Source organism: Streptomyces violaceoruber (assembly GCF_033406955.1).
Taxonomy (GTDB): Bacteria; Actinomycetota; Actinomycetes; order Streptomycetales; family Streptomycetaceae; genus Streptomyces; species Streptomyces violaceoruber.
In genome coordinates, this window is the sequence record NZ_CP137734.1 from 1887625 (window position 1) to 1914077 (window position 26453).

The following is a 26453-nucleotide window of genomic DNA, read 5'->3' on the forward strand; positions in this document are numbered from 1 at the left end:
TGTGGCTACGTGCCGGACGGCTCGGCCGGGTCGGCCGGTGCCTCCTCGCCGCGGGCCAGGCGGCTGTGGGTGCGGCCGTAGAGGAAGTACACGACGAAGCCGATCGCCATCCAGATCGCGAACCGGACCCAGGTCTCGGCGGGCAGGTTCAGCATCAGCCACAGCGAGGCCGCCACGGACACGATGGGCAGCAGCGGGACCAGCGGGGTGCGGAAGGCGCGGGGCAGGTCGGGCCGGGTCCTGCGCAGGATGATCACGCTGATCGCGACGACGACGAAGGCGAAGAGCGTGCCGATGTTCACCAGCTCGGCCAGCTCGCTGAGGCTGGTGAACCCGGCGACGATCGCGATGATCACGCCGAGCAGGATGGTCGGCCGGTAAGGGGTGCGGAACTTCGGGTGGACGTGGGAGAAGAAGCGCGGCAGCAGGCCGTCGCGGCTCATCGCGAAGAACACCCGGCTCTGGCCCAGCAGCAGGATCATGCAGACCGTGGTCAGGCCGACGGCCGCGCCGAAGCTGATCACCCCGGAGAAGAAGGGATGCCCCGTGGCTTTGAAGGCGTCGGCGAGCGGGGCGTCCACGGAGAGCTTGGTGTAGTGCTGCATGCCGGTGACGACGATCGAGACGCCGACGTACAGGAGGGTGCAGATGATCAGGGAGCCGAGGATGCCGCGGGGCATGTCGCGCTGCGGGTTCCTGGTCTCCTCGGCGGCGGTGGCGACGATGTCGAAGCCGATGAAGGCGAAGAAGACGACCGAGGCGGCCGTGAAGATGCCCATCACGCCGAAGTTGGACGGGGCCCAGCCGAACATCAGCTGGATCAGTGGTGAGTGCAGTCCCCCGCCCGCCTCGACGGGCTGCGACTTGGGGATGAAGGGGTCGTAGTTGGCGCTCTTGACGAAGAAGGCGCCCGCGATGATCACGATGAGGACGACGGCCACCTTGATGGCGACGACGAGCGAGGTGATCCGCGCCGACAGTTTCATGCCGAGCACGAGGACGGCGGTGAGCACCAGCACCAGGGCGGCGGCGAGGATGTCGAAGCCGAAGCCCTCCGCGCCGTCCCGGCCGCCCAGCTCCGCGGGCATGTGCCAGCCCGCGTTGTCCATCAGCGAGCGGATGTAGCCCGACCAGCCGACGGCCACCACCGCCGTGCCCAGCGCGAACTCCAGGACCAGGTCCCAGCCGATGATCCAGGCGGGCAGTTCGCCCAGGGAGGCGTAGGAGAAGGTGTACGCGGAGCCGGCCACCGGGACGCTGGAGGCGAACTCGGCGTAGCACAGCGCGGCGAGCGCGCAGACGACGCCGGCGACCACGAACGCCAGGGCCGTGGCGGGCCCGGCGTTGTCCTTGGCGACGGTGCCGGTCAGTACGAAGATGCCGGTGCCGATGACGACGCCGATACCGAAGACGGTCAGGTCCAGCGCCGACAGGGATTTCTTGAGCGCGTGCTCCGGTTCCTCCGTGTCACGGATGGACTGCTCGATCTTCTTCGTCCTGAACAGGGTGTTGCTCACGGGGACCTCCCACGCTTGTCGTCCTCGACATGATCGAGAGGGGGCGTACTGCGTATGCCCCGGCGTGGGCGATTTCACGCGGATGGGCCGGTTCCACCACCGCAACGAGTGGTCGGACCGGCCCATCCGGCTCAGTGCCGGGTCCCGCGGTGCGCGGTGTCAGTCGCGCGTCCCGCGGTGCGCGGTGTCAGTCGCGCGCGGCCTCCACCTGGTCCACCTCGGCGCCGGCCCGGTCGTACCGGCCGTCCAGCCTGGCGACCAGTCCGGTGACCTGGCGCGCGATGTCGGGCGCGGTGAGCCCGATCTCGGCCAGCACCTCCGCGCGGGAGGCGTGGTCGAGGAAGCGCGGCGGGATGCCGAAGTCGCGCAGCGGTACGTCGACGCCGGCGTCGCGCAGGGCCTGGGCGACGGCGGAGCCGACGCCGCCGACGCGGGAGTTGTCCTCGACGGTGACGACCACGCGGTGGCGCTCGGCGAGCGGGGCCATGGCCTCGTCGACGGGCTTGACCCAGCGCGGGTCGACCACGGTGGTGGAGATGCCCTGCTTGTTCAGCAGGTCGGCCACCTCCAGGCACATCGGCGCGAGGGCGCCGACCGAGACCAGGAGGACGTCGGGGGTCCCGGTGCCGGGGGCGCGCAGGACGTCCATCCCGCCGACGCGGCCGACGGCGGGGACGGCGGGGCCGACGGCGCCCTTGGAGAAGCGGACCACGGTCGGCGCGTCGTCCACCGCGACGGCCTCGCGCAGCTGGGCGCGGACCTGGTCGGCGTCGCGCGGGGCGGCGAGCCTGAGGCCGGGGACGACCTGGAGGATCGACATGTCCCACATGCCGTTGTGGGAGGCGCCGTCGGTGCCGGTGACGCCGGCGCGGTCCAGCACGAAGGTGACGCCGCACTTGTGCAGGGCCACGTCCATCAGGACCTGGTCGAAGGCGCGGTTGAGGAAGGTGGCGTACACGGCGAAGACCGGGTGGACGCCGCCGTGCGCGAGGCCGGCCGCGGAGACCGCGCCGTGCTGCTCGGCGATGCCGACGTCGTAGACGCGGTCGGGGAAGGCCTTGGCGAACTTGTCGAGGCCGACCGGCTGGAGCATGGCGGCCGTGATGGCGACCACGTCCTCGCGCTCCTTGCCGAGCTTGAGCATCTCGTCGCCGAAGACGGACGTCCAGTCGGCGCCGGAGGTGGAGATGGGCAGGCCGGTGTCGGGGTGGATCTTGCCGACGGCGTGGAAGCGGTCCGCCTCGTCCTGGAGGGCGGGCTGGTAGCCGCGGCCCTTCTCGGTGAGGCAGTGCACGATGACCGGGCCGCCGAAGCGCTTGGCCCGGGTGAGGGCGGACTCCAGGGCCTCCAGGTCGTGGCCGTCGATGGGGCCGACGTACTTGAGGCCGAGGTCCTCGAACATGCCCTGCGGGGCGATGAAGTCCTTCAGGCCCTTCTTGGCGCCGTGCAGGGTGTCGTAGAGGGGCCGCCCGACGACCGGGGTGCGCTCCAGGACCTCCTTGGTGCGGGCCAGGAAGCGCTCGTAGCCGTCGGTGGTGCGCAGGGTCGCCAGGTGGTTGGCGAGGCCGCCGATGGTGGGAGCGTAGGAGCGCTCGTTGTCGTTGACGACGATGACCAGGGGGCGGTCCTTGGCGGCGGCGATGTTGTTCAGCGCCTCCCAGGCCATGCCGCCGGTCAGGGCGCCGTCGCCGATGACGGCGACGACGTGGTCGTCGCGCTCCATGACCTGGTTGGCCTTGGCGATGCCGTCGGCCCAGCCGAGCACCGTGGAGGCGTGGCTGTTCTCGATGACGTCGTGCTCGGACTCTCCCTGCGAGGGGTAGCCGGACAGGCCGCCCTTCATCTTCAGTTTCGAGAAGTCCTGGCGGCCGGTGAGCAGCTTGTGCACGTAGGACTGGTGGCCCGTGTCCCAGAGCACCTTGTCCTTCGGCGATTCGAAGACCCGGTGCAGGGCGAGGGTGAGTTCCACCACGCCGAGGTTGGGGCCGAGGTGGCCGCCGGTCTTGGACACGGCGTCGACGAGGAAGGTACGGATCTCCTCGGCCAGCTGAGTCAGCTCTTCCAGGCTGAGCCGGTCCAGATCGCGCGGTCCCGTGATGCGGGTCAGCAGCGGCACCCGTGCCTCCTTGCAGTAGAGCTGTTGCCGGGCTCGTCGAGTCTAATGTTCCGCTCCGGCGGAACGTGTCCGGGCGGTGCGTCGTACGTCACGCGTTCGGCCCTACCCAGGGGCAGGCCGTTCTACGTCTTCCCGGTCCGCGTCCTCCGGCACGTCGCCGTCCGGCTTGGGGACACCTTTACCCGGGTGGTCCAGTCCACCGGGCGCGCGGTGTCCAGGCCGGGTGGCTCCCGGCCCGGCCGATTGGTCTAGTCCCATTCTGGTCCAGACCATTGCGTCCCCCGGTGCTCCGGCGATATCCCCGTACCCGGCAACACCCCAGCACAGCACGGGAATCGACGTTCCTCCCCACACACACCGGGACTGACATGAGACGCATGCGTTCCATCCGGGCGGCCCTCACCGCGGCCGCCACCACCGTGGCCGCGGTGGGCCTCGCCCTGTCCGGCACCGTCCCGGCCCAGGCGGCGACCCCGCTGCCGGACCGGGTCTTCGCGCCGTACTTCGAGGCCTGGACCGGCGAGAGCCCGGCCGCGCTGGCCGCCCAGTCGGGCGCCAAGCACCTCACCATGGCCTTCCTCCAGACGGCGACCCCGGGTTCCTGCACGCCGTACTGGAACGGCGACACGTCGATGCCGATCGCGCAGTCCACCTTCGGCGCCGACTTCGACACCATCCAGGCGAACGGCGGCGATGTCATCCCCTCGTTCGGCGGCTACACGGCCGACACCACCGGCACCGAGATCGCCGACAGCTGCACCGACGTCCAGCAGATCGCCGCGGCCTACGAGAAGGTCATCACGACCTACGACGTCTCCCGGCTCGACATGGACATCGAGATCGACGCGCTGGACAACACCGCGGGCATCGACCGCCGCAACAAGGCCATCAAGCTGGTCCAGGACTGGGCCGCAGCCAACGGCCGCGACCTCGAGATCTCCTACACCCTGCCCACCACCACCCGCGGCCTGGCGAGCAACGGCGTCGCGCTGCTCGAGAACGCCGTCAAGAACGGCACGAAGGTCGACGTCGTCAACCTGATGACGTTCGACTACTACGACAACCAGCAGCACGACATGGCCCGGGACACGCAAACCGCGACCCAGGGCCTGCACGACGTGCTGGCCCGGCTCCACCCGGGCAAGTCCTCGGCCGACCTCTGGCACATGATCGGCGTCATCGAGATGATCGGCGTCGACGACTTCGGACCGGCGGAGACCTTCACCCTGGACAACGCCCGCACGGTCTACGACTGGGCCCTGGACCAGGGCATCAACACGCTCTCCTTCTGGGCGCTCCAGCGGGACAACGGGAGCTGCGCGGGCGGCGGCGCGGCCGACAACTGCTCCGGCATCCAGCAGAACACCTGGGACTTCTCGCACGTCTTCGCGCCGTTCACCAGTGGCAGCACCGCCCCGGAGAACGACTTCTCCCTCTCCGCCACCCCGGCCTCCGGCACGGTGACCGCGGGCGCCTCGGCCACCACCACGGTGAAGACCGCGGTGAAGTCGGGTACGGCTCAGACGGTGCAGCTCGGGGCGAGCGGGGTCCCGGCGGGCGTCACCGCGTCGTTCAGCCCCGCCTCGGTCACGGCGGGCGGGCAGTCGACGCTCACCCTCGCCACCACCGGCCAGGCGGTCTCGGGGACGTACTCCATCACCGTCACGGGCACCGGCCCGTCCGGCAGCCACAGCACCAGCTACGCGCTGACCGTCACCGGCGGCAACGGCAACCAGTGCACGGCCGCCCCGTGGAACTCGGGCGCGATCTACACCGGCGGGCAGCAGGTCTCCCACGAGGGGCACACCTGGAAGGCCAAGTGGTGGACGACCGGCGAGGAGCCCGGGACCACCGGCCAGTGGGGCGTCTGGCAGGACCTCGGCGCCTGCTGAGAACGGCACGGCGCACCCCGACGGGCGCGGAAAGCGGTCCGCCCGCCGGCCCAGGGCTCAGCTGGGCGGGCGGGCGGACCGGCGTCGGCCGTGCGGCGGCTTGCTACGCGCGGCCGGCCGTCTTCTGCGTCTTGCGGGTGATCGCGTCGATGACGACGGTCGCCAGCAGCACGCCACCGGTGATCATGTACTGGACCGGCGAGGCGATGCCCTCCAGGGCGAGGCCGTACTGGATCGAGACGATGACCATGACACCGAGCAGCGCGTCCCAGGTGCGGCCGCGGCCGCCGAAGAGGGACGTGCCGCCGATCACGGCCGCGGCGATGACGTTCATCAGGAACTCACCGGTGCCCGCGCCCTGGTTGGCGGCGGCGATCTTCGAGGCCACGAAGAGGCCGCCTATCGCGGCGAAGCCGCCGGCGATCGCGAAGACCGAGATCCGGATCAGCTCCACGTTGATGCCGGCGCGGCGGGACGCCTCGACGCTGCCACCGAGGGCGAAGATCTTGCGACCGTAGGCGGTGCGGCGCAGGACGAAGTCCGTGAGCAGCAGGAACGCCAGGAAGATCACCACGGCCAGCGGCAGGCCCTTGTACTGGTTGAAGACGATCGCCACGACGAACGCCAGGATCGCCAGCAGCACCGTGCGCACGATGATCTCGTTCAGCGGCCGCGAGGGCACCCCGGCGGCCTCGCGGCGCCGGCTGTCGAAGAACGCGCTGAGGAAGTACCCCGCGGTCACGACGACCGCCAGGCCGTAGGCGGCGGCCACGTCGCTGAAGTAGTAGCTGGTCATCTTGACGACGATGCCCTCGGAGTCGAGGTTGATCGTGCCGTTGCTGCCCAGGATCTGCAGCATGAAGCCCTGCCAGAACAGCAGTCCGGCCAGCGTCACGGCGAAGGCCGGCACGCCGATGCGGGCGAAGACGAAGCCGTGGATGGCACCGGCCACGGTGCCGGTGAGGACGGACAGCAGCAGGGCGAGCCACTCGTTCATCCCGTGCGTGACGCTCAGCACCGCGAAGGTGGCGCCCGCGACACCGCTGACCGAGCCGACCGACAGGTCGATCTCGCCGAGCAGCAGGACGAAGACGATACCGACGGCGATCATGCCGGTGCCGACCATGGCGACCGACATGTCGGAGAAGTTGCCGGCGGTGAGGAAGTTGGAGTTCAGGCTGGTGAAGATGGCCCAGATGATCAGCAGACCGACGACGACCGGGATGGACCCGAGGTCACCGGCCTTCATCTTCCGCTTGAACTCGCTCAGATAGCCCGCGAAGCCCTGCTCGCGCACCAGCAGCCGCGGGTCGACCGCGGCGGCGGCGCCGGCGGCCGCGGCGGGGTTCTCCACCGCGTGGTCCTCGGCCGGGGTGGAGGTCTTGTCGATGCTCACTTCTTGATCTCCCCATTGGTGCGCGCCGCACGACGGGTCACGGCGTTCTCCGTGGCGCCCGTGATGGCGGAGATGATCTCTTCCTGCGAGGTCGACTTGACCTCGAAGACGCCGTTGTTGCGCCCGAGGCGCAGGACGGCGACCTTGTCGGCGACCGCCTTGACGTCAGCCATGTTGTGGCTGATGAGGATGACGGCGTGGCCGCGCTCGCGCAGCCGCTCCACGAGGTCGAGGACCTGCGCGGTCTGCTCGACGCCGAGGGCGGCGGTGGGCTCGTCGAGGATGACCAGCTTGGGCTCGCCGAGCATGGACCGGGCGATCGCCACCACCTGGCGCTGGCCGCCGGAGAGCGAGGCGATCGGGATGCGGACGCTCGGGATGCGGATGGACAGCGTGTCGAGGAGCTCGCGGGAGCGGCGCTCCATCTCCACCTCGTCCAGGACGCCGCGACGGCGGATCTCCCGGCCCAGGTAGAGGTTGCCGACGACGTCGATGTTGTCGCACAGCGCGAGGTCCTGGTAGACGGTCGCGATGCCGAGACTCTGGGCGTCGTGCGGCCTGTTGATCGAGACGGACCTGCCGTCCCACTCGATGGCGCCCTCATCGATGGGGTGCACGCCGGCGATCGTCTTGACCAGCGTGGACTTTCCGGCGCCGTTGTCGCCCACCAGGGCGACCACCTCACCGGCGTGGACCTCAAGCTCTACGTCGGTGAGCGCCTGGACGGCACCGAATCGCTTGGAGACCCCGCGCAACGCCAGCACGGGCGTAGCGGACACGTGAACCATCTCCTTCGCCGCCTGACCCGGCGGGAGGTTGTGCAGAAGTAATGGGGGGGTTGTTCCGTCCGGCGCCCCGCGTAGCTTGCGGGGCTGATGAGTGCGGGGCGCCGGAGGAGCTGGGGCGGGCGGTCCCGGGCGGCTCAGCCGGCCCGGGTCGCGGATCCGCTTACTTGAGGCCGATCTTGTCGCAGGCGGCCTTGTACTTGTCCGTGCAGATCTCGTCGATCGTGTAGAAGCCGTCCTTGATGACGGTCTCCTTGATGTTGTCCTTGGTCAGCGAGACGACCGGGACGATGACCGCGGGGACGCCCTTGGTGGTGGCGCTGTCGACCTTGTCGTTGGCGATGGAGTCGAGCGACTCGCCCTTCGCCAGCGCGACGGCCATCTCGGCCGCGGTCTCGGCCTCCTTCGGGTAGGACTTGAAGACGCTCATGTACTGCTCACCGGTGACGATGCGCTGCACGCCCGCGAGTTCGGCGTCCTGGCCGGTGACCGGGATGTCCGCGATGCCGGCCCGCTTCAGGGCGGTGATGGAACCGCCCGCCATGCCGTCGTTGGCGGAGTAGACGCCGTCGATCTTGTCCTTGCCGAGCGCGGAGATCGCCGCTTCCATGTTGGCGTTGGCGTTCTCCGGCTTCCACTCCTTGGTGTCGTACTCGCGGCCGATCTTCACCTTGCCGTCGAGGACGGAGTGGGCGCCCTCCTTGAACTGGGCGGCGTTCGGGTCGGTGGAGGACCCGTTCATCATGACGATCTGGCTGTCCTTGGCCTTGTCGCCCAGCGCCTTCAGGAGCGCCTCGCCCTGCGTCTTGCCGACGGTGACGTTGTCGAACGAGGTGTAGGCGTCGATCGGGCCCTCGGCCAGGCGGTCGAAGGCGACGACCTTGATACCGGCGTCGTGGGCCTTCTTCACCGAGCCCGCGATGGCCTTGTAGTCCACCGCGTCGATGATCATCACGTCGACCTTGTTGGTGACCATCGTGTCGACCTGCTGGTTCTGCAGGCTGGCGTCCTGCTTGGCGTTGGCGTAGACGACCTCGCCCTTGTTGTTCGTGAGCTCCTTGACCTTCTTCTCGATCATGGGCTTGTCGAACTTCTCGTACCGCGCGGTCTGGTTCTCGGGAAGGAGCAGACCGACCTTGATGTCGTCGCCCTTCTTCGCCGCCGAGTCGGACGAGTCGCTGCCGCCGTCGGACTCCTTGGCGCTGCCACAGGCGGCGAGCGAGACGGCCATCGCGGTGGTGGCAACGGCAACGGCGGCACGACGCATACGCGTGTTCACTTCACAAACCTCCCTGACGAGGCCGCGTCGTTGCGGCCGAGGTGGCTGGAAGTCAACTCGGCCACACGTGCGACGTCAAGAAGTAAATCCTTAACGAGATGACAACGGTGCCATCCGTGCTCTAAGTGAAGGCAGGCGTGGCCGCCGGCAGAGCGCCGGTCGCAGACCCGTCCAAGAGCGTCGAATCGCCCATCTCGCTGAGGGCGAGAGCGAGGGCTCCCAGCACCTCCGCACGGCCGCCGAGGGCCCCGGGAAGCACGGAGAGCTGCCGCGCCGCGCTGGGGATGGCGTAGCGCCCGACGGACTCTCTTATCGGCCCGAGCACCAGCTCGCCGGCCTCGGCGAGATCGCCGCCGAGGACGACGCGGCTCGGGTTGAGCAGGTTGCAGAGGTTGGCGACTCCACTGCCGATGTGGCGGCCGACGTCGGCGATCACCCGACGGCAACCGGGGTCACCGTCCCGGGCCAGCCGCACGACGCCCTCCATCGTCAGATCGGTGCCGTGGCTGGGCTGGAGGAGCGGAAGCACATAGCGTGCTGCGGCGAAGGTCTCCAGGCAACCCCGGTTTCCGCACCGGCAGACGGGACCGGCCTCGTCCAGGGTGATGTGCCCGATTTCGCCCGCCGTGCCGCCGGGGCCGCGATAGATCTTCCCGTTGATCACCAGCCCGGCGCCGACACCGCTGGCGACCTTGATGTACGCCAGGTCCCGCACCCCCCGGCCGCCGCCCCAGACCAGCTCGCCCAGGGCGCCGAGGTTGGCGTCGTTGTCCACGTGCACCGGCACGCCGAGCCGCCCCCGCAGCTCCTCGGCGGGCCGGATGCCGCCCCAGCCGGGCAGGATGGCGGTCGAGCCCAGCGTCCCGGACTCCACGTCGATCGGGCCCGGCACGCCCAGGCCCACCCCGGCGATCTTGGCGCGGTCCACGCCGGTGGCCTCGATCAGGCGGCTGACCAGCTGTTCCGCCCGGTCGAAGCCCTGGTCCGAGGAGGCGTCCACGTCCAGCGGCTCGGACTCCTCGGCGAGCACCTGGTGGGCGAGGTTGCCGACCGCGACGCGCAGGTGGGTGTGGCCGAAGTCCACGCCGATGACGATGCCGGCGTCCCCGCTCAGCGAGACGCTGCGGGCCCGGCGGCCGCCCGCCGAGGTGGGCGTGACCTCGACCGTCCCGCCGTCCTTCAGTTCCCGGACGATGTTCGAGACCGTCGCCGCGGACAGGCCCGTCGTCCTCGCGATCTCCGCCTGCGTGAGCGAACCGGCGAGCCGTACCGCCCGTACGACCCGTTCCAGGTTGGCGCGGTGCAGCGACGACTGCGACCCGGGAGTCTCCATTGACTCTCACCCTCATCCCCTGGGTCCGCGTCACCCGGTGCGATGCGGACCTTGTACAAGTTATGAACCCCAAACTCCGCTGATTCGCCCAGTGGCGTCAAGCCCTTGATAGAAATCGGTTCCAGGCCGTGTCCGCGGCCGGCTGCCGGTGGTACGCCGCAGGGGCCCGTCCCCGGAGAGACAGCTCTCCGGGGACGGGCCCCTGCGTACGACGGGTGACGCCGGCCGTGGGCGTCAGCGGAAGGTGCCCTGCGACACCGAACCGGCGATCCGCCGCTGGAAGACGCAGTACACGAGGAGCACGGGCACCACCGTGACCACGATCGCCGCGAACAGCGCGCCGTAGTCGATGTCGTAGACCTGCGAGGACGCGTAGGCGGCCATGCCCTGAGTGAGGACCCACTTGTCCTGGTCGGTGTTGAGCGCCACCGGCAGCAGGAACTGATTCCACAGACCCAGGAAGTTGAAGATCGCCACCGCCGCCATGCCCGGCCGGGCCATCGGCAGCATCACCTGGAAGAACGCCCGCCAGTCCCCGGCACCGTCGATCAGCGCGGCCTCGTACACGTCGTGCGGCAGCGACCGGAAGAACGAATAGAGGAAGAACATCGTGAACGGCAGCGCGAACGCGACATAGGTGAGGATGAGTCCGGGACGTGTGTTCAGCAGCCCGAAGTTCTGCAACTGGAAGAAGAGCGGAACGATCGCCAGGAAAACCGGGAAAGTCAGGCCGGCGAGCATCACGTAGTAGATGAGCCGGCGTCCGGGGAACTCGAACCGGGCGAGAACGTAGGCACACATCGCGCCGAGCAGCATCACCAGGATCAGTGCCGAGACCACGACGATCACGGAATTCAGGAAGTACTTCCCGATGTTCGCGTCGGTCCACGCGTTCGCGTAGTTCTCGAAGCGCCAGTGGTCCGGCAGCGAGAACGGCGACGAAAGGATCTCGCCGGTCGATTTGAACGACGACATCAGCACCCACAGCATGGGCACGATCACGATCACGGACCACAGGATCAGCAGGGCGTGCGAGATCGCCGCGAATCTGCGGTCGCTGCTCGCGGCGGCCCTCGCCAGCCTGCGGTCGCTCACCGGTTTCCGGTCACTGGCCGGCTTCCGGTCGGCGGCGATGACGCTCACCGGGCACCTCCCTTGGCTGCGGCACGCCGAGCCCTGGACCCAGGTGCTTTCCTCTTGCTCTCGCCCTCGCCGCCGCCCGTGAGGCGGTTGACGAGGAACACCAGCGCCGCGAACACCAGGGTGACCGCGGCGAGGACGACGCCCATCGCGGTGGCGTAGCCGAACTGCTGCTTGGCGAAAGCGACGTTGAACAGACGCTGGCTGATCGTCAGGGTCGAGTTGTCCGGGCCGCCGTTCGGCACCATCGCCTGGACGTAGACGAACGCGTCGAGGGCGGCGATGCCCAGGTAGATGTACGCCGTCTGCACGCTGTCCCGGATCGCCGGCAGGGTGATCGAGATCGTGGTGCGGAACCGGCCGGCCCCGTCGATCTTCGCCGCCTCGTACAGCTCGCCGGGAACGCCCTTGATCGCGGCGATGAAGAGCACCGCGTAGAACCCGACGAGCCCCCAGATGATGACGAACATCACGGCCGGCATCGCGGCCGCCTTCTCGCCCAGCCACGCGAACGTGTCGAACTGGTCGAGGCCGAGGCCGGTGAGGACGCCGTTGAGCAGGCCGGCGTTCGGGTCGTACATCTGCGCCCAGATCAGACCGACGATGATCGCCGGCACCACGTAGGGGAAGAACGAGATGATCCGGTAGAACGACGCTCCCCGGATCCCTCGGACGGGGCCCTTGCTGGGCCCGCCCAGGGTGATGGCCACGGCGACCCCGAGGGCCAGGGTCAGCGTCACCAGGGGCACGAAGGCCGCGAGGAGTGCGACGTTGCGCAACGCCTTCAGGAAGATGTCGTCCTGGAACATCTTCGTGAAGTTGTCGAAGCCGACGAAGTTGTAGTCCGGGCTGAAGCCGCGCCAGTCGGTCATCCCCCAGAAGATCGCCTGGCCGAACGGGATCAGAACGAAGATCACGAAGATGGCCAGCGGGACACCGAGGAACGCGAGGAAGAACGTCACCCGGTCGAACGTGAGCTTGCGGCGCCGCGGCCGCCCGCCGCGAGCGGCCGGCTCGGGCCGGCGGCTCGCGGTTTCGGCAGTGGGGATCGTGTCTTTCATCGCGGTGCTAGCTGACCTTGACCTTGTCGACGGAGTCGTCTTCCCGGACCTTGTCGGAGATCTTCTGCAGGGCCGAGGTCAGCCCCTTGCCGTCGAGGTCACCGGCGAGGAACGAGTTCCACGGCACCAGCTGGTCGGTGTTCAGCCCGTAGGTCTCGACGAACATGTAGTTGAAGATGTTGGTGCCCGCGGCCTCCAGCATCTTCGTCTGCGAGACGAGCGCCGTCGATCCGTAGCCGTCGGCGGGCACGGTGCCCTTGACGATCGTCGGGGCCAGCTTCGTCTTGGAGAAGTTGGCGGCCGCCTTCTCCGACAGCATCGCCCGCAGCACTTCCTTGCCGCCGGCCGGGTTCTTGCCCTGCTTGGGCACGATGAACGGCTCACCGGCGGCCGCGCGGAGTGCCTCGTAGGGCAGCGCCGGCTTGTCGGTGAGCGTCATCGACGGGATTCCGGTCATCTGGAAGTCCGCCTTGGTGGCCTTCTTCATCTCGTTCTCGATCCAGCCACCGGACGGGTAGAGCAGCGCCTTCTGGTCGTTGCTCCAGATCGCCTGCGCCTTCTGGAACTGGGTGCCGGAGCCACCGGGGACGAACATCTTCTGCTTGACCATGGTCTCCATGACCTTGATGACGCCTTGGACGGCCGGGTGCGACCAGCAGCCCTTCTCCAGGTTCTCCAGGGCGAGCCGGACCTCGTCGCCGCCCTCCTTGATCGCCGAGTCGATCAGGAGCGTGCGGTAGTAGGTCGCCGCCTCCTTGCCGTGGACGAAGAGGTACTTGCCCTTCTTCTTCGCCTCCTGGCCGAGGTCGAGCGCCTCGTCCCAGGTCTTCGGCGGGGTCCAGCCGTTCTCCTCGAAGAGCGTCTTCGAGTACCAGACGCCGTACACCGTCATCACGTAGTTGAGCGCGACGAACTTGTCCTTGAACGTGCCGGGATCCTTGACGCCGGGGTAGACGATGTCGGCGATCTTCTTGCCCTCGTAGGTGCTGGCCTCGAAGAGGTCGTCGAGCTCCTCCAGCTGGTCGAGGATGCCGAGGAAGCCGATCTGGTCCTCACCGGAGTTGTCGATGAGGTCCGGCGGGTTGCCGCCGACGAAGCGGGGCTGGAGCTGGGGGGCGATGTCGACGACCGGCTTGACCTGGACCTTGAGTCCCTTGACCTGGCTGCCGAGCACCTGGTTGGCGTAGTCGACGTAGTCGGTGCCGTAGCCGCCGTCGAAGATGGCCGCTTCGACCGTGGAGTTGGCGGCGGCACCGAACGGGTTCTGGGCGCTCTTCTCGCCCTTCGGACCGCTGTCGCTCTCCTTGTCCTCGCTGGAGGGAGAGCTGCACGCGACCGCGAACGAGCCCATCGCCGCGGTGGCGATGGCCCCGCGCAGGAGCGTCCGCCTGTCAAGAGAGCCGGCACGAATGGTCATCTTTGCATCCTCACTGATCGATTGGTTCTGTCCGGGTGTGCGGCGTTGTCGCCGTCGTCTCGGAGCCGCGGTGCGGCGCCGATGATCAGCTGAGCGATGCCGGCACAACAGTCGCCGGGGCCGGAGCGACGGTCGCGCTCCGCCTGATCAGATCGTGATGGCCCACGCCGGTGGTGGATCCCATGCTCAAGTCCTCGCCTTCTCCAGGACTCAGGCGGTGAACCGGATCCTCCCCGGCACCGCGTTCGGGTCAAGCTGGGTCGTGCAGGAAATGCGGCCGTACAAGGTCGGGTGCGGTGAAGATGCCCCGGAGTGCCGACAGGTATAGTCCACTTTCGCTTGGCGGAGCAAGATCGAATGCAAGGTTCGCGGTACGTCTTTTCCGAGTTGAGACCTCCCGGAAATATGAATGGCCTGTGCACCGCATGCCGGAGGAATCCCTGCCATAAGCCCCGAACGCCACATCCAACACCCTTGACATCACATGCCACTTGACCCCTACTGGTCCTTGCGCAGTTGATTTGACAACGTTGTCCCACGCGCTGGGAGGGTGGCCAGGACATGCAGTACAGAGTTCGGCACAGATGGGGTCCGGCGGTCGTCATGACGACCGCCTTCGCCTTGGCGGTGGGTTCACAGGGAGCGGCGGTCGCGCTGCCGGGCGCCCCCGCCAAGGCCGACCGGGAGTTCGCGTCGTCCTTCGAGGCGGACGACCCGGTTCCGGACTGGACCGACACCGTGGACACCGACCGGGACGGCGGCAAGCGGGCTTCCGGTGTGGACGGCGGGTACAGCACCGGCATACCCGGCAACGTCACGGAGAACGTCACCGGCGTGCGCGCCAGCGCCGAGAACACGGGCGGCCGGGAGGTGAAGGAGAACCTCGTCGACAACGAGCCGGCCACCAAGTGGCTCACCTTCGCGCCGACCGGCTGGGTCGAGTTCGACCTCGACGCACCGACGAAGATCGCCAAGTACGCGCTCACCTCGGCCAACGACCACGACGAGCGCGACCCCCTGGACTGGACGCTGAAGGGCTCGGCGGACGGCGAGACCTGGCAGACGCTGGACACCCGCTCCGGGGAGCACTTCGACGGGCGGTTCCAGACCAGGACCTACGAACTCGCCGAGACCGCCGAGTTCCAGCACTTCCGGCTGGAGATCACCAAGAACAACGGGGCCGGCGACGCGCTCCAGCTCGCCGACGTGCAGCTGGCCACCAGTGACACCGAGGTCCCCACGCCCGAGGACATGCTCTCCTTCGTCGACGAGGGTCCGGTGGGCTCGCCGACCGCGAAGGCGAACGCCGGGTTCACCGGCAAGCACGCGCTGCGCTACGCGGGCCGGCACACCGCGGACGGCCGGGCGTACTCGTACAACAAGGTCTTCGACGTGAACGTCAAGGTCGACCGGCGCTCCGAGCTGTCGTACAAGATCTTCCCGTCGATGGCCGACGGCGACCTCGACTACGACGCCACGAACGTCTCCGTCGACCTCGCCTTCACCGACGGCACCTATCTGAGCGACCTCAGGGCCACCGACCAGCACGGATTCCCGCTGACGCCGCGCGGTCAGGGCGACGCCAAGATCCTCTACGTGAACCAGTGGAACAGTGTGAAGTCCGGGATCGGTTCGGTCGCGGCCGGCAAGACCGTCGACCGGATCCTGCTGGCGTACGACTCCCCCAAGGGCCCGGCGAAGTTCCGCGGCTGGCTGGACGACGTGGCGATCGAGCGGGCCGCGCCCGAGCGTCCCAAGGCCCACCTGTCGGACTACGCGCTCACCACCCGCGGCACCAACTCCAGCGGCAGCTTCTCGCGCGGCAACAACTTCCCGGCGACCGCCGTGCCGCACGGTTTCAACTTCTGGACGCCGGTGACCAACGCCGGGTCGCTCAGCTGGATCTACGAGTACGCCAGCGGCAACAACGACGACAACCTGCCCACCGTGCAGGCGTTCTCCGCGAGCCACGAGCCGAGCCCCTGGATGGGCGACCGGCAGACCTTCCAGGTGATGCCGTCGGCCGCCTCCGGCACCCCGGACACCGGCCCGGACGCCCGCGAGCTGGCCTTCCGGCACGAGAACGAGACGGCCAGGCCGTACTACTACGGGGTGCGGTTCGAGAACGGCGTCAAGGCCGAGATGACGCCGACCGACCACGCGGCGATGATGCGCTTCACCTACCCCGGTGACGACGCCAGCGTCATCTTCGACAACGTCAACGACCAGGCCGGCCTGACCCTGGACAAGGAGAACGGCACCTTCACCGGCTACTCGGACGTCAGGTCCGGCGGCTCCGCCGGTGCCACCCGCCTCTTCGTCTACGGCGAGTTCGACAGCAGGGTCACCGGCGGCGACTCCAGCGGTGTCAAGGGCCACCTGCGCTTCGACGCGGGCCGGGACCACTCCGTGACGATGCGCATCGCCACCTCGCTGATCAGCGTCGACCAGGCGAAGGACAACCTGCGCCAGGAGATCCCGAAGCGGGCCTCCTTCGACAAGGTCAAGCGCGACGCCCAGAAGCAGTGGGACAGGATCCTCGGCAAGGTCGAGGTCGAGGGCGCCACGCAGGACCAGCTGACCACGCTGTACTCCGGCCTCTACCGGCTGTACCTGTACCCGAACGCGGGCCACGAGAAGGTCGACGGGACGTACAAGTACGCCTCCCCGTTCTCCAAGGCGGTCAAGGAGAACACGCCGACCGAGACCGGCGCCAAGATCGTGGACGGCAAGGTCTACGTCAACAACGGCTTCTGGGACACGTACCGGACCGCCTGGCCCGCGTACTCCTTCCTCACCCCGTCCCAGGCCGGTGAGCTGGTCGACGGCTTCGTGCAGCAGTACAAGGACGGCGGCTGGACCTCGCGCTGGTCCTCCCCCGGCTACGCGGACCTGATGACCGGCACCTCCTCCGACGTGGCCTTCGCCGACGCCTACGTCAAGGGCGTCGACTTCGACGCGAAGGCGGCGTACGACGCGGCGGTCAAGAACGCCACCGTGGTGCCGCCGTCCTCCGGTGTGGGCCGCAAGGGCATGGAGACCTCGCCGTTCCTCGGCTACGCCGGTACCGAGACGCACGAGGGCCTGTCGTGGTCGCTGGAGGGCTACCTCAACGACTACGGCATCGCCAAGATGGGCGAGAAGCTCTACAAGGAGACCGGAGAGAAGCGGTACAAGGACGAGTCCGCGTACTTCCTCAACCGCGCCCAGGACTACGTCAACCTCTTCGACGCGAAGGCCGGCTTCTTCCAGGGCAAGGACGTCAAGGGCAACTGGCGCGTGGACTCCGAGAAGTACGACCCGCGGGTGTGGGGCTACGACTACACGGAGACCAACGGCTGGGGCTACGCCTTCACCGCCCCGCAGGACAGCCGCGGCCTGGCCAACCTGTACGGCGGCCGGGACGGCCTCGGCGACAAGCTCGACGAGTACCTCTCGACCCCGGAGACGGCCTCCCCGGACCTGAAGGGCTCCTACGGCGGGGTCATCCACGAGATGGTCGAGGCGCGCGACGTCCGCATGGGCATGTACGGGCACTCCAACCAGGTCGCCCACCACGCCCTGTACATGTACGACGCGGCCGGGCAGCCGTACAAGACGCAGAAGAACATCCGCGAGGTGCTCCAGCGGCTGTACACGGGCAGCGACATCGGGCAGGGCTACCACGGCGACGAGGACAACGGCGAGCAGTCGGCCTGGTTCCTCTTCTCCTCGCTCGGCTTCTACCCCCTGGTGATGGGCAGCGGCGAGTACGCCGTCGGGTCCCCGCTGTTCAAGAAGGCGACGGTGCACCTGGAGAACGGCCGCGACCTGGTCGTCAAGGCGCCGAAGAACAGCACGAAGAACGTCTACGTGCAGGGCCTGAAGGTCAACGGCAAGCGCTGGAACTCCACCTCGCTCCCCCACTCGCTGATCGCGAAGGGCGGCGTCCTGGAGTTCGACATGGGCGCGAAGCCCTCCTCGTGGAGCACGGGTGACAACGCGGCGCCGCCGTCGATCACCCAGGACGACGAGGTGCCGGCCCCGCGCACCGACGCGATCACGGGCCAGGGCCCGCTGTTCGACAACACCTCGGCGACCGACGCGAGCGTGACCTCGGTGGACCTGCCCGTGTCCGGCGAGGGCGCCAAGGCGGTCCAGTACACGCTCACCTCGTCGGCGGACCGCACCAAGGCCCCGGCCGGCTGGAAGCTCCAGGGCTCGGCCGACGGCACGACCTGGCGGACGCTGGACGAGCGCTCCGGCGAGTCCTTCGCCTGGGACCGGCAGACGCGCGCGTTCTCGGTGAAGTCGCCGGGCTCGTACGCCCAGTACCGACTGGTCTTCACCGGCGCCTCGGCGCTGTCGGAGATCGAGCTGCTCGCCTAGCACCATTGTTGATCAGGGCCCGCCCAGCTTCTGGGCGGGCCTTGCGCGTGTCCGGGCCCTGCGCCTGCCGGGTTTTGGCTCTGTGCAGAAAGCCAGGGGCATAATGGTTCGAGCGAATAGCTAGGAACTGTCTGTGCATGGCCGTTCTGGTTCAGGGTACGTGCACGGTCGAAGGAGCGGCGATGACACCCCTTGTGGACCCCAGTCTCAACCGGCGCAAGCTTCGGCTCGCCCTGCGCAAGGCGCGGGAGCGTGCGGGGCTCAGCCAGCGTGAGGCCGCCGAGCAGGTGGAGTGGTCGCAGTCGAAGCTCATCCGTGTGGAGACCGGGACGGTGAGTGTGTCCGTCAGCGACCTGCGCGCCCTCCTGGCGCTGTACGACATCACCGAGCCCGGCACGGTGGAGGAGTTGGTGGAGGCGGCCCGGGGCAGCAAGGGGGCCAGTTGGTGGTCGAGTTACCACGACGTCGTCTCGCCGCAGTTCGCCCAGTACCTCGGTTACGAGGGCGCCGCGCGTGCCGTGGACACCTACCATCCCATCGTGATTCCGGGACACCTGCAGACCCGCGCGTACGCGGACGCCCTGCTCGCCGAGCGCGGGCTGGCCGAGGAGCGGGTGCGGCGCATCGTCGACCTGAGAATGGAGCGCCAGCGGCGCATGTTCGACGGATCGGGCCGTCCGGCGGCCACGTTCGTCCTGGACGAGGCAGCGGTGCGGCGGCAGGTCGGCGGACGGAGCGTGTTCGCCGAGCAGTTGGCACAGGTCATCGCCTTCGCCGGACGCGACGAGGTGACCGTCCGCGTGCTGCCGTTCGACTCGGGAGCGCACTACAGCACCCTGGGCAGCTTCGTCCTGCTGCGCTTCCCGGACGACGACGACCTCCTGTACCTGGAACACGCCGCCGGCAGTATGACCGGCGGCGAGGACCTGGAGCTGCTGGCCCGCTACCAGGAGTGCTTCCAGACGCTCCTGGAGCGGGCGTTGGACGAGAACGCGTCCCTCGACTTGATCGATCGCGTCAAGCAGAGCCTCGAGGCCCGCTAGACCCGCGGTACCGGGCTGACAGAGGCAGGGGGAGGACCGGCGTGGTCTCCAGGTCGACAATCGATGCTCTTCTGGACGTGCTGCGAATAGCCTTCGGCTCCGGCATGAACGACGAGGAGCTGAAGGCTCAGGCCATCCAGGACCCTGAGCAGACGAAGCGTCTCATAGCCATCGAGACGTCCCGGGCACGCGACAAGAGGAAGCAGACCGCGCTGCTCGGCGTGCTGGGGCTGCTGGCCCTCGCCATCGTCATGGTGAAGGCGGCGCCCTTCATCGTGAAGAAGGCCCGTGCCCTCGAACTCCCCTGGTCCGACGTCGGAACCGCGCTGGGCACGCTGGTGATGGGCTCCGCCCTCGCCGGGTTGAGCTGGTGGGTCAGGCGCAAGCTGGCGGCGCGCGGCTCGGCTACTCCGCAGAACCCGCCCGAGAGTCGTAACGAGGGTGATCAGAACCAAGTAGGGACGGGATAGCCCCGTTCCCCGCGCGCCACACTCCCGCGCCGACCGCCACCGCGGCCACCACGCTCACCCAGAGGAGCCGTTTGGCGAGTACGCTGTCGACGAGCATGGACGCGACCGCGGCCGCCAGCGTCGCCACCGCTCCCACGCTCACGGTGAAGGTGAGGACGCCGCCCACGACGACGGCGCTCCGCCTGCCGGCCGACCGCCGCACTTCGGATGCCTCGGCATTCATATGGCCCCCTACCGCCTGCCGATGGCTGGATAAGAACGTCACAGACCGTCCAACTCTCCTTGTGCCACGGCATGCAGGAAGTCAGTCCAGACGGAGGCGCTGAAGCCCAGTGGCGTTCGCCCGAGTGTTTTGGAGTCGCGCGCCAGCACCCGGCCCTCGCACACGGCGACCTCCACGCACTCGCTCTCGTTGCCACACACACTGCTCCTGCGCCACAAGGGTCTCCCCTCATGCACTGCCCCAGCCCCCTGCTTCCCCCACATGCCTGGATAGCGCCCCATCATGTTAGTGGACGAGTGTGCACTGTCGCAGGCGACTGCCCGAATCCCCTCCCGGCAAGTCCCTGCGGCATTCCGTCGTCAGCGAATCCATCACTGAAAGTCATCGAACGACCAGTTTAGGTGACGCCGTTCGGCGGTGGCCATACGGGAACCAGCCGGGTGGTGCGGCACGGGCCGTGCCCTCCGGAGGACGGTGGACACGGCCCGTGCAACAGCCGTCTACTTGCGGATCAGGCTGCGCAGCACGTACTGCAGGATGCCGCCGTTGCGGTAGTAGTCCGCCTCGCCGGGGGTGTCGATGCGCACGACCGCGTCGAACTCGACGCCGGTGTCGGTGGTGACCTTCACCGTGCGCGGGGTGGTGCCCTCGTTCAGCTCGGTCACGCCGGAGACGGAGAAGGTCTCCTCACCGGTCAGGCCGAGGGACTCGGCGGTGTGGCCCTCCGGGAACTGGAGCGGCAGGACGCCCATGCCGATGAGGTTCGAGCGGTGGATGCGCTCGTAGGACTCGGCGACGACCGCCTTGACGCCGAGGAGCGCGGTGCCCTTGGCGGCCCAGTCGCGGGACGAGCCGGAGCCGTACTCCTTGCCGGCCAGGACGACGAGCGGGGTGCCCTGCTCGATGTAGTTGCGGGAGGCGTCGTAGATGAACGACACCGGACCGCCGTCCTGGGTGAAGTCGCGGGTGTAACCGCCCTCGGTGCCCGGCGCGATCTGGTTGCGCAGGCGGATGTTGGCGAAGGTGCCGCGGATCATGATCTCGTGGTTGCCGCGGCGCGAGCCGTAGCTGTTGAAGTCGCGACGCTCGACGCCGTGCTCCGTCAGGTACTTGCCGGCCGGGGTGTCGGCCTTGATGGCGCCGGCGGGCGAGATGTGGTCCGTGGTCACCGAGTCGCCGAGCTTGGCGAGCACCCGGGCGCCGGAGATGTCCTCGACCGGGGCCGGCTCCATGCCCATGCCCTCGAAGTACGGGGGCTTGCGCACGTAGGTGGACTCGCCGTCCCACTCGAAGGTGTCGCCGGTCGGAATGGACAGCGCCTGCCACTGGGCGTCGCCCGCGAAGACGTCGCTGTAGGACTTGGAGAACATGTCCTCGCCGATGGCGTTGGCGACGACGTCGTTGACCTCGGCCTCGGAGGGCCAGATGTCCTTGAGGAAGACCGGGTTGCCGTCCTGGTCGACGCCCAGGGCGTCCCTGGTGACGTCCACCTTCATGGAGCCCGCGAGCGCGTACGCGACGACCAGCGGCGGGGACGCCAGGTAGTTCATCTTGACGTCGGGGTTGATCCGGCCCTCGAAGTTGCGGTTGCCGGAGAGCACCGAGGTGACGGCGAGGTCGTGGTCGTTGACGGCCTTGGAGACCTCGTCCGGCAGCGGGCCGGAGTTGCCGATGCAGGTGGTGCAGCCGTAGCCGACCAGGTTGAAGCCGACCTTGTCGAGGTAGGGGGTCAGGCCCGCCTTCTCGAAGTAGTCGGTGACGACCTTGGAGCCCGGGGCGAGGGTGGTCTTGACCCACGGCTTGCGGGTCAGGCCCTTCTCGACCGCCTTCTTGGCCACCAGGGCGGCGGCGACCATGACGTACGGGTTGGAGGTGTTGGTGCAGGAGGTGATGGCCGCGACCGTCACCGCGCCGTGGTCCAGCTCGTAGGTGGTGCCGTCGGGGGCGGTGACCGGGACCGGGTTGGACGGTACGCCGTTGGTGACGGCGGGGGCGTCGGAGGCCGGGAAGGACTCCTGGCCCGCCTCGTCCACGCTGTCGACGTAGTTGCGCACGTCCTGCTTGAACTGCTCGGCGGCGTTGGCGAGGACGATGCGGTCCTGCGGGCGCTTCGGGCCGGCGATGGAGGGGACGACCGTGGAGAGGTCCAGCTCCAGCTTCTCGGAGAAGTCCGGCTCGGCCTTCGGGTCCAGCCAGAGGCCCTGCTCCTTGGCGTACGCCTCGACGAGCGCGACCTGCTGCGCGGAGCGGCCGGTCAGGCGCATGTAGTTCAGCGTCTCGTCGTCGACCGGGAAGATCGCGGCGGTGGAGCCGAACTCCGGCGACATGTTGCCGATGGTGGCGCGGTTGGCCAGCGACGTGGCGGCCACGCCCTCGCCGTAGAACTCGACGAACTTGCCGACGACGCCGTGCTTGCGCAGCATCTCGGTGATCGTGAGCACCAGGTCGGTGGCGGTGGTGCCGGGGGTCAGCTCGCCGGTGAGCTTGAAGCCGACGACGCGCGGGATCAGCATGGAGACCGGCTGGCCGAGCATCGCGGCCTCGGCCTCGATGCCGCCGACGCCCCAGCCGAGGACGCCGAGGCCGTTGACCATGGTGGTGTGCGAGTCGGTGCCGACCAGGGTGTCGGGGTAGGCCTTGCCGTCACGGGTCATGACGACGCGGGCCAGGTGCTCGATGTTCACCTGGTGGACGATGCCGGTGCCCGGGGGGACGACCTTGAAGTCGTCGAAGGCGGTCTGGCCCCAGCGCAGGAACTGGTAGCGCTCCTTGTTGCGGCCGTACTCCAGGTCGACGTTCTGCTGGAAGGCGTCGTTGGTGCCGAACTTGTCCGCGATGACGGAGTGGTCGATGACCATCTCGGCCGGGGACAGCGGGTTGATCTTGTTCGGGTCGCCGCCCAGCTCCTTGACGGCCTCGCGCATGGTGGCGAGGTCGACGACACAGGGCACGCCGGTGAAGTCCTGCATGATCACGCGGGCCGGCGTGAACTGGATCTCCTGCGACGGCTGGGCCTGCGAGTCCCACCCGCCGAGGGCGCGGATGTGGTCGGCGGTGATGTTCGCGCCGTCCTCGGTGCGGAGCAGGTTCTCCAGCAGCACCTTCAGGCTGTAGGGAAGGCGCGCGGAGCCCTCGACCTTGTCCAGCCGGAAGATCTCGTACGACTCGTCGCCCACCTGCAGTGTGCTGCGGGCGTCGAAGCTGTTCGCCGACACGACAGTCTCCTTCATTTATGTGCGCGTACCACCGCATCCTGCCGCCACGCCCTGTTGGCCGATCCGCTAAGGTAAGGCTAAGTTAGGTAACCCTTACCGCCAGACCGACAGCGGCGCGCGACTGCGGCACGCCTCGGCAGATATCTCGATGTCGAGATAACTCTAGTACATGGGGGCGGTCCGGTCATGTCCGGGCGCTGTGTGGCGTGCACCCCACTCCGAGTGACCCGTGCGGCCATCACTACGCCGAACGGGGGTATCCGATGCATGCCGGACCGACCCGGCGCGACACGGAAGGGGGCACGATGCCGCTCACGTTCCGCAAGAGTTTCCGGATCCTCCCCGGAGTGCGGCTGAACATCAACAAACGCTCGTGGTCCATCACGACCGGAGGCCGCAGCGGCCCGCGCCACACCCGCAGCAGCACCGGACGTCGTACGACATCGATGGATTTGCCGGGACCTTTCGGGTGGCGTCGCACGACGACGGGCAGGCGCCACTGAGGCGCGACCTGGGGTTACTTGACGTCACGTCACCCGAACGGACCCCCCGAGAGGCGCCATCTCATATCTGAGATAGCCTCAACCTCATGGCAGACGACTACCTCGTACGCATCGGCAGGCTCATCCGTGACGCCCGGCAGCACCGCGGCTGGACGCAGTCACAGCTCGCGGAGGCGCTCAACACCAGTCAGAGCGCCGTCAACCGCATCGAGCGCGGCAACCAGAACATCAGCCTTGAGATGATCGCCCGGATCGGCGAAGCGCTGGACAGCGAAATCGTCTCCCTGGGCTACGCGGGTCCGATGCACCTGCGCGTGGTCGGCGGCCGTCGCCTGTCCGGCGCCATCGACGTCAAGACCAGCAAGAACGCCTGCGTGGCCCTGCTGTGCGCCTCGCTGCTCAACAAGGGGCGCACGGTACTGCGCCGGGTCGCCCGCATCGAGGAGGTCTACCGCCTCCTGGAGGTGCTCAACTCCATCGGCGTGCGCACCCGCTGGATCAACGACGGCACCGACCTGGAGATCGTGCCGCCGGCCGAGCTGGACATGGAGGCCATCGACGCCGAGGCCGCCGTCCGCACCCGCTCCATCATCATGTTCCTCGGCCCGCTGCTGCACCGCATGGAGCGCTTCCGCCTGCCCTACGCCGGCGGCTGCGACCTCGGCACCCGCACCATCGAGCCGCACATGATCGCGCTGCGCCGGTTCGGCCTGGACGTCGCCGCGACCGAGGGCCACTACCACGCGGTGGTCGACCGCCAGGTGCGCCCGGACCGCCCCATCGTCCTGACCGAGCGCGGCGACACGGTGACGGAGAACGCCCTCCTGGCCGCCGCCCGCCACGACGGCGTCACCGTCATCCGCAACGCCTCCTCCAACTACATGGTCCAGGACCTCTGCTTCTTCCTGGAGGCCCTGGGCGTCCGCGTCGAAGGCATCGGCACCACCACCCTCACCGTCCACGGCATGCCGGTCATCGACGCCGACGTGGACTACTCCCCCTCCGAGGACCCGGTCGAGGCGATGAGCCTGCTGGCCGCCGCCGTGGTCACGGAGTCGGAGCTGACGGTGCGCCGGGTCCCGATCGAGTTCCTGGAGATCGAGCTGGCGGTCCTGGAGGAGATGGGCCTCGACCACGACCGCACCCCGGAGTACTTCGCCGACAACGGCCGCACCCGCCTGGTGGACCTGACCGTGCGCCCCTCCAAGCTCGAAGCGCCGATCGACAAGATCCACCCGATGCCCTTCCCGGGCCTGAACATCGACAACGTCCCCTTCTTCGCGGCCATCGCCGCCTCGGCGCAGGGCCAGACCCTCATCCACGACTGGGTCTACGACAACCGCGCCATCTACCTCACCGACCTGAACCGCCTCGGCGGCCGCCTCCAGCTCCTGGACCCGCACCGCGTCCTGGTCGAGGGCCCGACCCGCTGGCGCGCCGCCGAGATGATGTGCCCGCCGGCCCTGCGCCCCGCGGTCGTCGTCCTCCTGGCGATGATGGCCGCCGAGGGCACGTCGGTACTGCGCAACGTCTACGTCATCAACCGCGGTTACGAGGACCTCGCGGAGCGGCTGAACACGATCGGGGCGCAGATCGAGATCTTCCGGGACATCTGACGGGTGCGGTGTCGTGCCCCCTTGAGCCCAGGGGGCACAACACCGCAGCGTGCTATCTGACCTGCGACTGCTTACCTTCACGACCCTTCACTGACCTGAGCCTGCGCCCCCAACCGACGTCTCGTCGTGGTCCGGCGCACGCGGCGCGTTCAGTGGGCGGTACTCGGCGGAAGCGTCTCGAGCGCCAGATTTGCACGCCCCACCTGGAGGCAGGCGCCTCGTGAGGGCGATCGAGAATATTGGTCATGGGGCCGGGCCCAAAGGATGGCGGACGCGGCCCCGCCGAAACGGAGGACGGCCCGGGGGCCTTCTACGGGGTCCATGCGCCGCTGAACAGTGCCAATTCAAGTAGGTCGGGAGCGAGCGGCCAGTGCGTGGACCCGGCCAGCTGGTCGGTAACGCCGCGCATCCATGTCAGGTACACGTCGTAGCGGTGCGGGGTCCATCCGCCGTCACTCCACAGCCAGGCAGCGAGCTTCGCGGGTTCCTCAAGCCCGATCTCCTCCCCCAGCCGTGTCGTGTACGCGCGCAGGACACGAGCTATGCGTTGGTCGAGGATGAGCGGGCGCGGCCCCGGCACATCCACTACGGCGCCATCGGTGGTTAGCAGCGCAATGGCCTGAGCCAGCACCGCCTCGACTGGGCCTGGGCGCAGGATCTCATCCAGCCGGTAGGCCCCGTACCCGTTGTCACCTTGTCCCCAGACGTAGCTGGCGATGAGTGTCTCGGTCCAGCTAGCCGTTGCTACCCCCTTCCGGGCCACCGCCAACACCTGCGCCCGGCTCAGCAAAGTTGGCTTACGTCCGACCTGCTCAGCCAACCCCGAGGGCCACGGCCGGATGCCGGCCCAGGGCCCCGGGATGTAGCGAACTGCGTGCGCGCCGGTCCCGTCCGCGTACGGCGCCCCGTCTTCAGCCAGCCAGGCTCCCAGCTTTCCCACTGCACCCGAAGGAAGCGGACGCTTGAGCATCCGCGCGTCCAGTTCCCCGGCGCCCTCTCGCCACCCCATTCGAACCCTCTCCTTTGGTTCCACCAGTTCGTGACGGATTCTGTCCCGAGGCAGCGCACCCCCGCACGAG

General features: G+C 68.5%; 18 protein-coding genes. 6 read left to right on the plus strand and 12 right to left on the minus strand.

What is annotated here, in order from left to right; all coding sequences use genetic code 11:
- Positions 1-5: 5 nt before the first annotated feature.
- Both R2E43_RS08270 and dxs read right to left on the minus strand, forming a co-directional pair.
- Positions 6-1517 (minus strand): amino acid permease, encoded by a 1512-nt coding sequence (locus R2E43_RS08270; protein ID WP_003972907.1) that lies wholly within the window; start codon positions 1515-1517, stop codon positions 6-8.
- Between the two features lie 187 nt (positions 1518-1704).
- Entirely contained in the window at positions 1705-3633 is a 1929-nt protein-coding gene (dxs, locus tag R2E43_RS08275; protein WP_030864142.1) for a 1-deoxy-D-xylulose-5-phosphate synthase, read from the minus strand.
- Between the two features lie 368 nt (positions 3634-4001).
- On the opposite strand from dxs, the gene R2E43_RS08280 reads away from it, so the two are divergent.
- Entirely contained in the window at positions 4002-5525 is a 1524-nt protein-coding gene (locus R2E43_RS08280) for a glycosyl hydrolase family 18 protein (protein WP_037666200.1), read from the plus strand.
- 103 nt (positions 5526-5628) lie between these two features.
- On the opposite strand, the gene R2E43_RS08285 is transcribed toward R2E43_RS08280, so the two are convergent.
- The 7 genes from R2E43_RS08285 to ngcE form a co-directional block, all read right to left on the minus strand.
- Complete coding sequence (locus tag R2E43_RS08285) at positions 5629-6921, minus strand: sugar ABC transporter permease (RefSeq protein WP_003972911.1); 1293 nt, start codon at positions 6919-6921, stop codon at positions 5629-5631.
- The gene (locus R2E43_RS08290; RefSeq protein WP_003972912.1) at positions 6918-7709 is read right to left on the minus strand and encodes an ATP-binding cassette domain-containing protein; all 792 of its coding nucleotides are present in this window, start codon (positions 7707-7709) and stop codon (positions 6918-6920) included. The genes R2E43_RS08285 and R2E43_RS08290 overlap by 4 nt, the downstream gene beginning before the upstream one ends.
- Before the next feature lie 160 nt (positions 7710-7869).
- Positions 7870-8973: an ABC transporter substrate-binding protein gene (locus R2E43_RS08295; RefSeq protein ID WP_003972913.1), complete on the minus strand. Its 1104-nt coding sequence runs from the start codon at positions 8971-8973 to the stop codon at positions 7870-7872.
- 133 nt (positions 8974-9106) lie between these two features.
- The gene (locus tag R2E43_RS08300) at positions 9107-10318 is read right to left on the minus strand and encodes an ROK family transcriptional regulator (protein WP_003972914.1); all 1212 of its coding nucleotides are present in this window, start codon (positions 10316-10318) and stop codon (positions 9107-9109) included.
- A 234-nt stretch (positions 10319-10552) separates the two neighbouring features.
- The gene (locus R2E43_RS08305) at positions 10553-11461 is read right to left on the minus strand and encodes a carbohydrate ABC transporter permease (RefSeq protein WP_003972915.1); all 909 of its coding nucleotides are present in this window, start codon (positions 11459-11461) and stop codon (positions 10553-10555) included.
- Complete coding sequence (locus R2E43_RS08310) at positions 11458-12519, minus strand: carbohydrate ABC transporter permease (RefSeq protein ID WP_003972916.1); 1062 nt, start codon at positions 12517-12519, stop codon at positions 11458-11460. Before R2E43_RS08310 ends, R2E43_RS08305 begins: the two co-directional genes overlap by 4 nt.
- Positions 12520-12526: 7 nt before the next feature.
- Positions 12527-13870 (minus strand): N-acetylglucosamine/diacetylchitobiose ABC transporter substrate-binding protein, encoded by a 1344-nt coding sequence (ngcE, locus tag R2E43_RS08315; RefSeq protein ID WP_037897163.1) that lies wholly within the window; start codon positions 13868-13870, stop codon positions 12527-12529.
- Between the two features lie 627 nt (positions 13871-14497).
- Here ngcE and R2E43_RS08320 point away from each other — a divergent pair.
- The 3 genes from R2E43_RS08320 (at position 14498) to R2E43_RS08330 (ending at position 19817) form a co-directional block, all read left to right on the plus strand.
- Positions 14498-18304 (plus strand): GH92 family glycosyl hydrolase, encoded by a 3807-nt coding sequence (locus tag R2E43_RS08320; protein ID WP_332056066.1) that lies wholly within the window; start codon positions 14498-14500, stop codon positions 18302-18304.
- A 182-nt stretch (positions 18305-18486) separates the two neighbouring features.
- Entirely contained in the window at positions 18487-19347 is an 861-nt protein-coding gene (locus R2E43_RS08325) for a helix-turn-helix domain-containing protein (RefSeq protein WP_003972919.1), read from the plus strand.
- Positions 19348-19424: 77 nt separating this feature from the next.
- A complete protein-coding gene (locus R2E43_RS08330; protein ID WP_231908997.1) occupies positions 19425-19817 on the plus strand; it encodes a hypothetical protein in 393 nt (130 codons plus the stop codon).
- A gap of 261 nt (positions 19818-20078) precedes the next feature.
- Here R2E43_RS08330 and R2E43_RS08335 read toward each other — a convergent pair whose 3' ends face one another.
- Both R2E43_RS08335 and acnA read right to left on the minus strand, forming a co-directional pair.
- Positions 20079-20324, minus strand: a complete 246-nt coding sequence (locus tag R2E43_RS08335) for a DUF397 domain-containing protein (RefSeq protein ID WP_003972922.1) — start codon at positions 20322-20324, stop codon at positions 20079-20081.
- 216 nt (positions 20325-20540) lie between these two features.
- Positions 20541-23255 (minus strand): aconitate hydratase AcnA, encoded by a 2715-nt coding sequence (gene acnA, locus R2E43_RS08340; RefSeq protein WP_332056067.1) that lies wholly within the window; start codon positions 23253-23255, stop codon positions 20541-20543.
- A gap of 305 nt (positions 23256-23560) precedes the next feature.
- Here acnA and R2E43_RS08345 point away from each other — a divergent pair, with 305 nt between their 5' ends.
- Together R2E43_RS08345 and R2E43_RS08350 are read left to right on the plus strand one after the other, a co-directional pair.
- Positions 23561-23758, plus strand: coding sequence for a DUF4236 domain-containing protein (locus R2E43_RS08345; protein ID WP_078653028.1), 198 nt, complete (start codon positions 23561-23563; stop codon positions 23756-23758).
- A gap of 86 nt (positions 23759-23844) precedes the next feature.
- Positions 23845-25374: a helix-turn-helix domain-containing protein gene (locus tag R2E43_RS08350; protein WP_332056068.1), complete on the plus strand. Its 1530-nt coding sequence runs from the start codon at positions 23845-23847 to the stop codon at positions 25372-25374.
- A 310-nt stretch (positions 25375-25684) separates the two neighbouring features.
- Here R2E43_RS08350 and R2E43_RS08355 read toward each other — a convergent pair whose 3' ends face one another.
- Positions 25685-26383: an 8-oxoguanine DNA glycosylase OGG fold protein gene (locus R2E43_RS08355; RefSeq protein WP_093457200.1), complete on the minus strand. Its 699-nt coding sequence runs from the start codon at positions 26381-26383 to the stop codon at positions 25685-25687.
- Positions 26384-26453: the final 70 nt, after the last annotated feature.

Excerpts from the sequence above, each read along its gene's own strand:
- R2E43_RS08280 (WP_037666200.1), top strand. The coding sequence starts at position 4,002 with ATGAGACGCATGCGTTCCATCCGGGCGGCCCTCACCGCGGCCGCCACC.
- R2E43_RS08290 (WP_003972912.1), bottom strand. The coding sequence starts at position 7,709 with ATGGTTCACGTGTCCGCTACGCCCGTGCTGGCGTTGCGCGGGGTCTCC.
- R2E43_RS08295 (WP_003972913.1), bottom strand. The coding sequence starts at position 8,973 with ATGCGTCGTGCCGCCGTTGCCGTTGCCACCACCGCGATGGCCGTCTCG.
- R2E43_RS08300 (WP_003972914.1), bottom strand. The coding sequence starts at position 10,318 with ATGGAGACTCCCGGGTCGCAGTCGTCGCTGCACCGCGCCAACCTGGAA.
- R2E43_RS08310 (WP_003972916.1), bottom strand. The coding sequence starts at position 12,519 with ATGAAAGACACGATCCCCACTGCCGAAACCGCGAGCCGCCGGCCCGAG.
- ngcE (WP_037897163.1), bottom strand. The coding sequence starts at position 13,870 with ATGGGCTCGTTCGCGGTCGCGTGCAGCTCTCCCTCCAGCGAGGACAAG.
- R2E43_RS08320 (WP_332056066.1), top strand. The coding sequence starts at position 14,498 with ATGCAGTACAGAGTTCGGCACAGATGGGGTCCGGCGGTCGTCATGACG.
- R2E43_RS08325 (WP_003972919.1), top strand. The coding sequence starts at position 18,487 with ATGACACCCCTTGTGGACCCCAGTCTCAACCGGCGCAAGCTTCGGCTC.
- R2E43_RS08335 (WP_003972922.1), bottom strand. The coding sequence starts at position 20,324 with ATGATGGGGCGCTATCCAGGCATGTGGGGGAAGCAGGGGGCTGGGGCA.
- R2E43_RS08345 (WP_078653028.1), top strand. The coding sequence starts at position 23,561 with ATGCCGCTCACGTTCCGCAAGAGTTTCCGGATCCTCCCCGGAGTGCGG.
- R2E43_RS08350 (WP_332056068.1), top strand. The coding sequence starts at position 23,845 with ATGGCAGACGACTACCTCGTACGCATCGGCAGGCTCATCCGTGACGCC.
- R2E43_RS08355 (WP_093457200.1), bottom strand. The coding sequence starts at position 26,383 with ATGGGGTGGCGAGAGGGCGCCGGGGAACTGGACGCGCGGATGCTCAAG.